At 65.1% G+C, this 11845-nt stretch carries 11 protein-coding genes; 4 read left to right on the forward strand and 7 right to left on the reverse strand.

Annotated features, from left to right (window positions below):
- The first annotated feature begins 21 nt into the window (after window positions 1-21).
- Window positions 22-1110, forward strand: a complete 1089-nt coding sequence (locus tag ACQR1E_RS22885) for a Zn-dependent alcohol dehydrogenase (RefSeq protein ID WP_315713727.1) — start codon at window positions 22-24, stop codon at window positions 1108-1110.
- 188 nt (window positions 1111-1298) lie between these two features.
- Here ACQR1E_RS22885 and ACQR1E_RS22890 read toward each other — a convergent pair whose 3' ends face one another.
- The 3 genes from ACQR1E_RS22890 to mbfA all read right to left on the reverse strand — a co-directional run bounded on the left by ACQR1E_RS22890 (window position 1299) and on the right by mbfA (window position 4427).
- Complete coding sequence (locus ACQR1E_RS22890; RefSeq protein WP_315713728.1) at window positions 1299-2768, reverse strand: amidase; 1470 nt, start codon at window positions 2766-2768, stop codon at window positions 1299-1301.
- A gap of 78 nt (window positions 2769-2846) precedes the next feature.
- The gene (locus tag ACQR1E_RS22895; protein ID WP_315825927.1) at window positions 2847-3377 is read right to left on the reverse strand and encodes a cytochrome b; all 531 of its coding nucleotides are present in this window, start codon (window positions 3375-3377) and stop codon (window positions 2847-2849) included.
- Window positions 3378-3455: 78 nt separating this feature from the next.
- Entirely contained in the window at window positions 3456-4427 is a 972-nt protein-coding gene (mbfA, locus tag ACQR1E_RS22900) for an iron exporter MbfA (RefSeq protein ID WP_315713729.1), read from the reverse strand.
- 202 nt (window positions 4428-4629) lie between these two features.
- Between mbfA and ACQR1E_RS22905 the strand changes: the two genes are divergently transcribed.
- On the forward strand, window positions 4630-5352 hold the full coding sequence (locus ACQR1E_RS22905) for a hypothetical protein (RefSeq protein ID WP_315713730.1): 723 nt from the start codon (window positions 4630-4632) through the stop codon (window positions 5350-5352).
- Window positions 5353-5425: 73 nt separating this feature from the next.
- Here the strand turns inward: ACQR1E_RS22905 and ACQR1E_RS22910 are convergent, their stop codons facing one another.
- The 4 genes from ACQR1E_RS22910 to ACQR1E_RS22925 form a co-directional block, all read right to left on the reverse strand.
- A complete protein-coding gene (locus ACQR1E_RS22910; RefSeq protein WP_315713731.1) occupies window positions 5426-5812 on the reverse strand; it encodes a hypothetical protein in 387 nt (128 codons plus the stop codon).
- A 96-nt stretch (window positions 5813-5908) separates the two neighbouring features.
- Window positions 5909-6979: an alpha/beta fold hydrolase gene (locus tag ACQR1E_RS22915; protein ID WP_315714359.1), complete on the reverse strand. Its 1071-nt coding sequence runs from the start codon at window positions 6977-6979 to the stop codon at window positions 5909-5911.
- Window positions 6980-7231: 252 nt separating this feature from the next.
- Window positions 7232-8770, reverse strand: coding sequence for an acyl-CoA synthetase (locus ACQR1E_RS22920; protein WP_434897610.1), 1539 nt, complete (start codon window positions 8768-8770; stop codon window positions 7232-7234).
- Between the two features lie 131 nt (window positions 8771-8901).
- Window positions 8902-10074, reverse strand: coding sequence for an acetyl-CoA C-acetyltransferase (locus ACQR1E_RS22925; RefSeq protein WP_434897611.1), 1173 nt, complete (start codon window positions 10072-10074; stop codon window positions 8902-8904).
- A 138-nt stretch (window positions 10075-10212) separates the two neighbouring features.
- On the opposite strand from ACQR1E_RS22925, the gene ACQR1E_RS22930 reads away from it, so the two are divergent.
- A complete protein-coding gene (locus tag ACQR1E_RS22930; RefSeq protein WP_315825930.1) occupies window positions 10213-10872 on the forward strand; it encodes a TetR family transcriptional regulator in 660 nt (219 codons plus the stop codon).
- A gap of 82 nt (window positions 10873-10954) precedes the next feature.
- Window positions 10955-11713, forward strand: coding sequence for an SDR family NAD(P)-dependent oxidoreductase (locus ACQR1E_RS22935; protein ID WP_315825931.1), 759 nt, complete (start codon window positions 10955-10957; stop codon window positions 11711-11713).
- Window positions 11714-11845: the final 132 nt, after the last annotated feature.

Raw genomic sequence — 11845 nt, forward strand, 5'->3', positions numbered from 1 at the left:
AACAAGATCGGGAGAACGCCAATGAAAGCCGCCGTGCTGATGGAGGTCAACAAGCCGCTGGTGATCGAGGACATCAGCGTGCCCAAGCCGGGGCCGCGGGAAGTGCTGATCCGCACGGCGGTTGCCGGTCTCTGCCATTCCGACCTGCACTTCATCGAAGGCCTGTATCCGCATCCGCTGCCCGCCGTGCTCGGCCATGAATCGGCTGGGATCGTCGAGCAGGTCGGCGCCGACGTGACCTATGTGAAGCCAGGCGATCACGTCGTCACGTGCTTGTCCGTGTTCTGCGGCACCTGCGACAACTGCACCACGGGGCGCCCGGTGTTGTGCACCGACACGACGGTGAAGATGCCGCCCGGCGCCTCCAACCGGCTGTCATGGGGCCGAAGCGAGAAGCTGCACCAGTTCCTCAACCTCTCGTCCTTCGCCGAGCAGATGCTGGTGCACGAGAACGCGATCGTGAAGATCCGCCCGGACATGCCGCTCGATCTCGCGGCGCTGATCGGCTGCGGCGTCATCACCGGCTATGGCGCCGTCGTCAACACGGCGCGGGTGCAGGCCGGCGAGACGGTGGCCGTGATCGGCTGCGGCGGCGTCGGCATGGCTGCGATCAACGGCGCCGAGATCGCGGGCGCGGGCCGCATCATCGCCATCGACACCAATCCGGCCAAGCTGCAGCTTGCGACGAAACTGGGCGCGACTGACATCATCAATCCCACTGAGGGCGACGTCGTGGCCCAGGTGCGCGAGCTCACCAAGGGCGGCGTGCACCACGCCTTCGAGGTGCTCGGGCGCAAGGAGACCGCCGAGCAGGCGTTCGCGATGCTGGCGCCGGGCGGCACCGCGACCATCGTCGGCATGATCCCGTTCGGCCAGAAGATCGAGCTGCACGGCTTCGACTTCCTGCGCGAGCGCCGCATCCAGGGCTCGTCGATGGGCTCGAACCACTTTCGCGTCGACATGCCCCGCCTCGTCGAGTTCTATCTGCGCGGCAAGCTGCATCTGGAGGACTGGATCTCCGCCAAGCTGAAGCTGTCGGAGATCAACGAGGGCTTTGCCAACATGAAGGCAGGCAAGACGCTGCGCAGCGTGATCATGTTCGATGCGTGAGGTGGGTGGTCGGGTGTGAGGCAGGTGATGAGGTTCGGCGGGTCTGCCTATTAGTTACCCGTCATGCCCGGGCCTGACCCGGGCATCCAGCCTCTCTGCAAGATGGATGGCCGGGTCAAGCCCGGCCATGACGATGTAGGACGACGGCGGAATTTGGCGAGGCGTTGTTGAATAAGCCCGATCGCGAACTAGTTCGTGAACCGCGGCGGCGGGACGAAGCCGCCGAATTCGCGCTCGATCAGGTCGGCGAGCTTGAGCGGCGTGCGGTCCTCGAGGAACGGGCCGACGATCTGCACCCCGACCGGCAGGCCGTCGGCGAGTCCAAGCGGAATCGCGGTGGCGGGCAGTCCGGGCAAGGTGGCGATGCCCGGCCAGGCGAGCTGATCGGTGTAGCAATGCTCGACGCCGTCGATGCTGATGCGGCGCTGCTCTTGGTCGGGCGAATGGTCGTGCGGATAGGCCGGCGTTGGCATGATCGGGCAGATCACGGCATCGAACTGCTCGAACAGCGTTCGCCATTGCGCGCGCAGCCGCGCCCGCGCCCCGCCGGCCTGCACCCAGTCGCGATGGCTGAGCGCGATGCCGCGCAGCCGCTCGGCCGCGAGGCTCGCTGCCTCCTTCGGCAATTGCGCGGCCGCGTGACTGGCGCCGGCGTGGACCTCCGCCGGCATGGTGGCGCCGATGAAGCCGAGCAGCATGCGCATGTAGAGCCGGCTCGCTGCGGCGAAGTCCGGCAGCAGCGGGCTGTCCGTCGTGACGCTCACGCCGGCCCGTGCGAGGTCGGCCGTCAGCCGCTCGATCGCGCCGCGCACGGCGCTGTCGGTCGGCAGCAGCGGATCGCTCGCGACCACCAGCACGCGGAAATCCGGCAGGCGACCGTGGCGCGGCGGCGGCAGGTCGAGGCGATATGCCTTGCCGGCCTCGAGCGGGTCGGGGCCTGCGATCACATCGAGCAGCAGCGACAGATCGGCGGCCGAGCGCGCCATCGGGCCGACGACGGCGAGGTCGGCCTCGCCCGGCAGCGGCTGAAACGGCGGCGGCGTGTGGCCGCGCGAGGCCACCAGGCCGTAGCTCGGCTTGTGCGCGGTGACGCCGCAATGAAACGCCGGCACCCGGAGCGAGCCGCCGATATCGGAGCCGAGCGACAGCGAGCCGTAGCCGGCCGCCAGGGCGGCGGCCGATCCGCCTGACGAACCGCCCGGCGTGCGGCCGAGATCGTAGGGATTGTTGGTGGTGCCGTAGATGTCGTTGTAGCTCTGCCAGTCGCCGAGCCCGAGCGGCACGTTGGTCTTGCCGAGCACGATGCCACCGGCGTCCTTCACGCGAGTCACCGTCAGCGCATCCTCGGCCGCGATGAAATCCCTGTGCTGCGGAAAACCCCAGGTCGTCGGCAGGCCGGCGACGTTGTAAGATTCCTTCACCGTGAGCGGAAGGCCGAGCAGGGGCCGCCGTTCGCCGCGCGCCAGCGCGGCGTCGGCGGCGTCGGCGGCAGCGAGCGCGCGCTCGAAATCGCGCACGCAGACGGCGTTGATCTCGGGGTCATGACGTTCGATGCGGTCGATGGCGAGCTTGGTCAGCTCGACCGACGAGATCTCACGATCTGCCAACGCCTTCGCCGTGTCGACGGCGGTAGCGAACGTCCATTGCGGTGCGGCCAAGGTCGATCCTCCCGGTGCGATGTTTGCCGGGAGTCCTAACCGATGCGGATGGCGATCGCTTGACCAAAATTGCGGATTCTAGCCCGGCAGCATCCGCTGCATGACGCGGTCGCGATAGATGAAGACGTGCGCGAGTGCGGCGGCGACGTGAACGACGATCAGGATCAGCAGCAGCCATTCGGAGGCCTGGTGCAGCCCGTCGATGGCGCGGTTGCCGGCCGGGTTGCGCGCGGCCAGCATCGGCAACGGAAGCAGGTAGAAGAACGACACGCTCCAACCGCGGAAGGAGGCGAACAGCCAGCCGGTGATGGTGCTCGCCAGCACCATCACGTAGAGCATCCAGTGCACGATCTCCGAGCTCAGCCGCTGCCAGGGCGGCAGCGAGCTCTCCGGTGCGACCGGATGGGTGAGCCGCCAGACGAAGCGCACGGCGATCAATGCCAGAATGGTGAGGCCGAATGAAATGTGCAGGATCATCGGCGCGCCGGGGGGGGTATTGGCATGCAGGTCCGGCATCAGCCAGCCGATCGGATACTGGATGGCGAGCAGCGCCACCACCAGCCAGTGCAGGATCTTCGCGGGCGTGCCGTATTGCAGGCGTGGCGTCATGACGAGTTTTCCGTTGTGATCGGTCCGGCGCCATCAGCCTCGCGGCTGAGCGTTTCGCAAGACGCGGGGGTGCGGATGCTAGGCCGCTCCTATGAGAATTCCGACGCCGAGCACGATGATGCCGCCGAGCACGATCTGGAACACCGCCTGCAGGAACGGCGTGTCCATGTAGCGCGCGCGGATATAGGCGATCGCCCACAGCTCGAAGAACACGACGAGGCTCGCGATCGCGGTCGCGATCCAGAACGCGTTGGTCCAGGAGTCCGGGACGAGATAGGGCATCGTGTGCCCCAGTCCGCCGAGCGTCGTCATCGCGCCGCAGACGGCGCCGCGCAGCCACGGCGAGCCGCGGCCCGTCAGCGAGCCGTCGTCGGACAGCGCCTCGGCGAAGCCCATGCTGATGCCGGCGCCGATCGAAGCGGCCAGACCGACCAGGAAAGTCTGGAAATTCTGATGCGTGGCGAAGGCGGCGGCGAACAGCGGCGCCAGCGTCGAGACCGAGCCGTCCATCAGGCCGGCGAGACCGGGCTGGACATATTGCAGCACGAACACGCGCCGCCGCGTCTCGTCCTCCTTGTGCCGGACGTCCGGACTGAGGATCTTGTCGGTCAGTTTCGCCGCGACCTTCTCGTGGCCCTTCTCGGCCTCGGCGAGATCGCCGAGCAGCCGGCGCACGCCGACGTCCTTGGCCTGCTCGGCCGCCTTGGCGTAGAAGCGCTCGGCCTCGAACTCCATCGTGCCGACCTCGCGGCGGATGGCGTCGAGCGACAGGTTCTTGGTCAGCCAGATCGGCCGGCGCTGCATGAAGCCCTTGACGTTCTCGCGCCGGATCGGCGGCAGGTTCTTGCCGAAGCGCTCCTCATAGAGTTCGAGCAGCATGTGGCGGTGGCCCTTCTCCTCCTCGGCCATCTGCTCGAACAGCTTCGCTGAATCCGGATAACGTTCCGCCAGATCCTCCGCGAAGCTCATATAGATACGGCCGTCTTCCTCTTCGGCCGAGATCGCGATTGCCAGGATCTCGCGCTCGGTGAGGTCGGCGAAGTTCTTCATTCCAAGGTCCCCGGATCTCTCGCTCTCAACATTCGAGTGTTTAGAACGTTTCTAAAGTCTATATGGATTTGCCGCACCGCGGTCAAACTCCGGCCGCTGATTGGTCGCGAAACCCTTTGGTGACAGCGCATTCAAGCTCCAGTCATGGAACTGCGAGGATAGTCCGTCGTTCGCGTTCCGCTCAGCCACCTAAGGAGTTCTCATGGATAGCGTCAAATATCGGCTCAACGATCCAGGGTTGGCGCCGCGCCGCACCCGGATGGATATCCCGGGCTGGGCAGGCGAACGCCAGCCACGAGCGAATGGCTCGCATGAGCAGGTCTGGCATTGCGTACCATTCTCGGAAGGTGCGCAATATGGCATCGAGCTATTTTATCCGTACGACTTCGAGCTGCACGTCACCACGCGCGACGGCAAGCTGGAGCTGTCCGGCGACTGGGGCGAGCCGCCGAGCCCGAGCCTGCAATGGCCGCCGTTCCGCAATTTTGGCGATGCCTTCTACACCTACCAGATCCTGCTCGATCTCAAGGTGCCCAACGGCTTCGCGATCCGGACCGAGCCGCATCCGCGCTTCTATACCGACCGCAGCGATACCTGCCCGATCGCGGTGCCGGCGTTGGTGCGCAATTTCTGGCCGATGCTGTTCTTCTGCGTGTTCAAGGCGCCCGCGGAAGGGCGGACGCATATCTTCCGTCCGGGCGAGCCGTTCGCTCAGGTGATCGTGATTCCGGAGGAGGCAAACTTCACGGTCGAGCCCATGACTCCGGACGAGGCGGCCGAGCGCGAGTTGCAGTCGCGCCGCATCCACGCCAGCCGTCCGGTGCTCGCCAAGGAGACCGAATGGGTGTCGAGCACCGACACGGTGTTCGACGGCACCTACCGCCACCTGCATCGCGCGGCGAAGGATAAGGCGCGCAAGTCCTGACGCTTCCGTCTTCCTCAAACGAAAGAGCGCCGACCTCACGGCCGGCGCCCCCCGAGCTTTCACCTCTCAACGATCAGTAGCGATCGTAGTACCAGTGGTGATGGTGATGATGGTGGTGGTGATGGTAGTACCGGCGCGGCACCACATAGACCCGGGGGCCGTAGCCGTACCCATAGCCAGGACCGTAGCCATAGCCGCGCCAGTAGCCATGGTGATGGTGGTGATGATGGTGGTGGTGATGGTACCACTGCGCCAGCTGCACCTTCGGTTCGGCCTCCGGCGGCGCCTGCTCGTCGAGCGCCTGCAGCACCTTGGCCGCATTCGGGATCGGCTCGAGCAGGTCGGCGTAGGAGTTGGCCTTCAGCACGTCGCTCGGGGCCGGAGCCGCTGACGCCTGCGCCGTGCCGAGCGCGCCGACAGCGGCGACCGCGCCCAACAAGCCTGCGATCTTCTTATCCATAAATCTTCTCCTGATGCGCATTGCCCGGATGCAAAAACGTCAACCCCGAATGTTCGTTCCTCGATTCGCCTGATTAGGTCGCAACGACGACTGAAATCAGGCTGTCGATTTGTTCAGGAACGTGAACAGGAGCTCATTGACTCGTTCATGTTGCTCCTGCTGCACCCAATGTCCGGCGCGATCGATCAGCTCGCACAGGATCATGTTGGTGCACACTCGGGACTGCATCGCTTCGAACACACCGGGCCGTTGGTAGATGCCCCAGTCTTGCAGGCCGGAGATGAATGCGGACGGAACGTCGATCGTGAGATCCGACCAGGTCTGCAATTCAGCGTCGAATAGACCAGACGTGCCGCAGCGGTACCATTGCAGCCCGCCCTGGAAGCCGTTTCGTTCATATTCGGCGGTATAGACCGCGAGCTCATGGTCCGGCAGCCAGCGATTCGCCGCGATCGCCGCCGCATCCGGCATCTCCTCGGCGACGGTCTCGGCCATCGTCTTGTCGAGGTCCATGACGTAGTAGGTCGGTAGCTTGGCGAGTTCGGCCGCGTCCCAGGCCTGCAGAGGAGAAGGGGCGTTGGCCGCCCAGTCTGCGCTCTTGTGATGGTAATAGGCGCGCAGGAATTCATGCAGCCCCTGCGGGGGATGATGCATGTCCGCATTGGCCTGCCGCGTCGCGTAGTACCATTGATAGTGCTTGCGCGGACGCGGCAGCGCAGCCAGTTCGCGATGCACGGGATCCTCCTGCGCCGCGAGGGGATGGCTGGCGATGTCGAACGGTGCTGCGGGTGGCCCCGGGAACGGTGCGCTCATCATCACGACCGATCGAAAGACATCGGGGCGGATCACCGCGCACCACGCCGCGACGGGGCTGCCGAAGTCGTGGCCGACGACAGACGCGACATGGCGATGGCCGAATGCATAGACCACGCCGAGCGCATCGCGCACCAGATTGGTGAAGCGAAACGGCGCGAGATCACCGTCATAGTCGGCGCTCCACCCTGTGGTGCGGCCATAGCCGCGCTGGTCCGGCGCCAGCACGTGGTAGCCGGCGGCGGCCAGCGCCGGCATCACCTTGCGCCAGCTATAGGCCAGCTCGGGAAAGCCGTGTAGCAGCAGCACACAGGGACGGCCGGGCGTCTCGAAGCCAGCTTCGAGCACGTGCATGCGCAGGCCGTTGATGCCGTCGACGAAGCGGGACCGGATCGTGGGTGGGAGGGGAAGCGGGGGAAAGGACTGGGACATGGCGTGCACTCTCCTCGCGTCGTCCCGGCCAAGCGAGCGAAGCGAGCGCGAGCCGGGATCCATAACCACAGGCGCTCATGTGGCGCCAAGCTGGAGCTTATACCCTTCGCATCATCGGCTGCGGTGGCTATGGGTCCCGGCGCAAGGCCGGGACGACAGCTACCGTTATTGGAGCTAGGCCGCGCCCTTCTTCGGCCAGTAGCGTTCGCGCAGGTGGCGCTTGACCAGCTTGCCGGTCGGCGTACGCGGAAGCTCCGGCTCGAAATCGATCGAGCGTGGGCACTTGATCGGCGACAGATGCTGGCGGCAGAACAGGATCAATTGCTCCTCGAACGCCTTGCCGGCGCGCGCCATGTCGTGCGGCTGCACCACCGCCTTGACCTCCTCGCCCATCTCCTCGTTCGGCACCCCGAACACGGCGACATCGGCGACGTCGGGATGCGTGATGAGGACGTCCTCGGTCTCCTGCGGGTAGATGTTCACGCCGCCGGAGATGATCATGTAGGACTTGCGGTCGGTCAGATAGAGGAAGCCGTCGGCGTCGAGATAGCCGACGTCGCCGAGCGTCGACCAGCCCTTGTCGTTGTAGGCCCGCTTCGTCTTCTCCGGATCGTTGTGATAGGAGAACACCGGCGCGTCGGCGAAATACACCGTGCCGATCTCGCCGGTCGGCAGCTCCTCGTCATTCTCGCCGAGGATCTTGATCTTGCCGACAACGGCGCATCCGACGCTGCCACGATGCTCCAGCCACTGCTTCGAGGTGCAGACGGTGACGCCGTTGCCTTCGGAGCCGGCATAATACTCGATCAGGATCGGACCCCACCACTCGATCATCCTGGCCTTGACGTCGACCGGGCAGGGCGCAGCGGCATGGATCGCGCCCTTCAGGGTCGACACGTCGTAGCGCTTGCGCACGTCCTCCGGCAGTTTCAGCATGCGCACGAACATGGTCGGCACAAGCTGCGACTGCGTGACCTTGTACTTTTCGACCAGCTTCAGGAAGTCTTCGGCGTCGAAATGCTCCATGATGATCGAGGTGCCGCCGAGCACTGAGACCATCATGTTGAAGCGCAAGGGAGCTGCATGATAGAGCGGCGCCGGCGACAGATAGGTGCTCTCGGCGTTCATGCCGCACATGTCGGCGCACAGCACGCGCAGGAACTGGTTCGGCTGATCGATCGGATTGCCTTCGAAATCCTTCTTGATGCCCTTCGGCCGTCCGGTGGTGCCCGACGAATACAGCATGTCGTAGCCGGCGACCTGGTCGGCAATCGGCGTCTTGGGCTGGGCGCCGGCCTCCTTGTCCCAGGAGCGGAAACCGGGCTCGGGCTCGTCGACCATGAAGAACAGCGGGCCGTCCGTGGCGCTCACGAGATCGCGCACCTGCTCGGCGCATTTCGGCGAGGTAATGAAGACCTTGGCGCCGCAATCCCTGATGATGTAGGCGATCTCGTCCTTGGTGAGATAGCGGCTGATCGCGGTGTAGTACAGGCCGGAGCGCTGCGCCGCCCAGGCGATTTCCATGAAAGCCAGCCGATTCTCCATCAGGAAGGCGATATGGTCGCCGGCCTTGAGCCCCAGCGCACGGAATAGATGAGCGCCCTGGTTCGAGAGCTCGTCGAGCTCACGATAGGTGATGGCCTTGCCGGTGCCGGCCATCTGATAGGCGATCTTGTCGGGATGGCTGCGGGCGTGAATGGAGGGGTGGGTCATGAAAGACTCCGGCGGGGAGGCGCGAGTAACGAATGGCGAGTAGCGAATAGGGAATGGCGAATAGCGGAGCGTCTGGGCGAGCGGAGCGGATCGCTCTCCCTATTCGCCACTCGCCATTCGTTATTCGCCTCCTACAGCCTTTCCACGATCGTCACGTTGGCCATGCCGCCGCCTTCGCACATCGTCTGCAACCCATAGCGCTTGTTGCGGGCCTTCAGCGCATGCAGCAGCGTGGTCATCAGCTTGGTGCCGGAGCCGCCGAGCGGATGGCCGAGCGCGATCGCGCCGCCATTGACGTTGAGGCGGTTCGGATCGGCGCCGATGGTCTTCAGCCAGGCGGTCGGCACGGAAGCGAACGCCTCGTTGACCTCATAGAGATTGATCTCGTCGATCGACATGCCGGCCTTCTGCAGCGCGCGCTGCGTCGCCGGGAGCGGCGCCTCCAGCATGATGACGGGGTCGCCGCCCATCATGGTCATGTGATGGACGCGGGCCAGCGGCTTGACGCCGAGCGACTTCAGGCCGCGCTCGTTGACGACCATGACGCCGGACGCGCCGTCGCAGATCTGGCTGGCCGTGGCCGCCGTCAGCTTGCCGTTCTCGGCGATCAGCTTGACGCTCTTGATGCCGTCGAGGCTGACGTCGAAGCGTATGCCCTCGTCGATGTGGTGGGTGTCGGTCGAGCCGTCGGCACGGGTGATCTCGAGCGGGATGATCTCGTCCTTGAAGTGGCCTGCCTGCGTGGCGGCAATCGCGCGCTGATGGCTGTTATAGGCATATTCGTCGAGTTCATCCTTGGAGAGACCGTACTTCTCCGCCATCATTTCCGCGCCGGTGAACTGGCTGAACTGGATGTTCGGATAGCGGCTCTCGATGCCAGGGCTCTTGTAGTGCCCGAAGCCGTTCTTCGCCGGAAGCGTGGAGGAGAGACCCATCGGCACCCGGGTCATCGACTCCACGCCGGCGGCGATCACGACATCCATCGCGCCCGACATCACTGCCTGCGCGGCGAAATGCAGCGCCTGCTGCGACGAGCCGCACTGCCGGTCGATCGAGGTGCCGGGCACGCTCTCCGGCAGCTTCGAGGCCATCACCGCATTGCGCGCGATGTTGTTCGATTGCTCGCCGGTCTGCATCACGCAGCCCATGATCACGTCCTCGACCTGGTCCGGCGCGGCGCCGGAGCGATCGACCAGCGCGTCCAGCACCTTCGCCGCGAGGTCGGCCGGATGCCAGCCGGCCAGCCGTCCTCCCTTGCGGCCGCCGGCCGTGCGTGCGGCCGCGACGATGTAGGCTTCCGCCATGACGTATCCTCCCTAGACTTGGTGTTCGTGATTGGCGGCGATTTAAATGCCCGATCGAGCGTTAGTCAATCGATCAATTAACTCTTGAGATCAACTCCGGCTTCGGCTTATCTGCCTCGATCAAGCGCGAGACATGTCTTGGGACCTCAGCTTCACAACAGCGTGCCAGAGAAACTTCCCGCGGGGCGGAATGCGACGGCGGAGAAGCTGCTGGACGCCGCCAGCGAGCTGATGATCGCGAGGTCCTCGATCGAAATCTCGCTCAGCGACATCGCGCAGAAGTCCGGCTCTAATGCAGCGCTGGTGAAATATCATTTCGGCAACAAGGACGGCCTGCTGCTGGCGCTGCTCGCCCGCGACGCGGCGACCGAGGTGGCCAATCTCGAATATCTCCTGGCGCAGCCGCTGCCGCCGACGGCGAAGCTGAAGCTGCACATCAGCGGCATCATCCGCGCCTATCACCGGTTTCCCTACATGAACCGGCTGATCCATTATCTGCTGCATGAGAGCAGCGCGGAGGCGGCCGACGAAGTGTCGAAGTTCTTCGTGGCGCCGCTGCTCGATTTCCATCGCCGGCTCATCGAGGAGGGCGTCGCCAGGGGCGAGTTTCGCGCCGTCGATCCGGTGCTGTTCTACACCAGCCTGATCGGCGCCTGCGATCACCTGTTCTTCGGCCGCCACGCGATGTCGCGCGCGATCGGCGTCGGCCCGGTCACTGATGATGTCTGCCGTCAGTACATCGCCCATATGGAGGCGCTGATCTGCGGTGGAATATTGAAACGGGCGAGTGGCGAATAGGGAGTCGCGAATGGGGGAAGCCTCTATTCGCTACTCCGTATTCGCTATTCGCAAGCAAAAACGTCTAGGGAGGAAACCTGACATGCAGTTGAACAACGTTGCCGTTCTCATCACCGGCGGTGGCTCGGGTCTCGGCGCAGCTACGGCGCGCGCCATGGCGGCCAAGGGGGCCAAGGTGGCCGTGCTCGATCAGAGCCTGGAAAACGCCGAGAAGATCGCCGCCGAGATCAAGGGCGTCGCGCTGCATGCCGACGTCACCAATGAGGATCAGGTCAAGGCCGGCCTCGCCAAGGCCGAGGCGGCCCACGGCATCGCCCGCGTGCTGGTGAACTGCGCCGGCATCGGCGGCTCGCAGCGCATCGTCGGCAAGGACGGCGTCTATCCGCTCGCCAAGTTCGCGCGCATCATCAACGTCAACCTGATTGGCACCTTCAACGTGCTGCGGCTGTTTGCTGAGCGCCTCGTCACCGCCGAGCCGGTCGGCGAGGAGCGTGGCGTCATCATCAACACCGCCAGCGTCGCGGCCTATGAAGGCCAGATCGGCCAGATCGCCTATTCGGCCTCGAAGGGCGGCGTCGTCGGCCTGACCCTGCCCGCTGCGCGCGATCTCGCCAGCCAGAAAATCCGCGTCAACACCATCGCGCCCGGCCTGTTCCTGACACCGCTGCTGATGGGACTGAACGAAGAAGCGCGCAAGAGCCTGGGCGCCCAGGTGCCGCATCCGGCCCGGCTCGGCGACGCCTCCGAGTACGGTAACCTCGCCGTCCACATCGTCGAGAACCCGATGCTGAACGGCGAAACCATCCGCCTCGACGGCGCCATCCGCATGGCCCCGCGCTGACGGCAACCTCCGCCGTCGTCCCCGCGAACGCGGGGACCCATACTCCGCGGCGTCTGTGATAGGCAGACTGGCAGACGCCGCACTCTTACCAATCAAGCCGGTGGCTATGGATCCCGGCGTTCGCCGGGATGA

Source organism: Bradyrhizobium sp. HKCCYLRH1030 (assembly GCF_051168395.1).
Classification (GTDB): domain Bacteria; phylum Pseudomonadota; class Alphaproteobacteria; order Rhizobiales; family Xanthobacteraceae; genus Bradyrhizobium.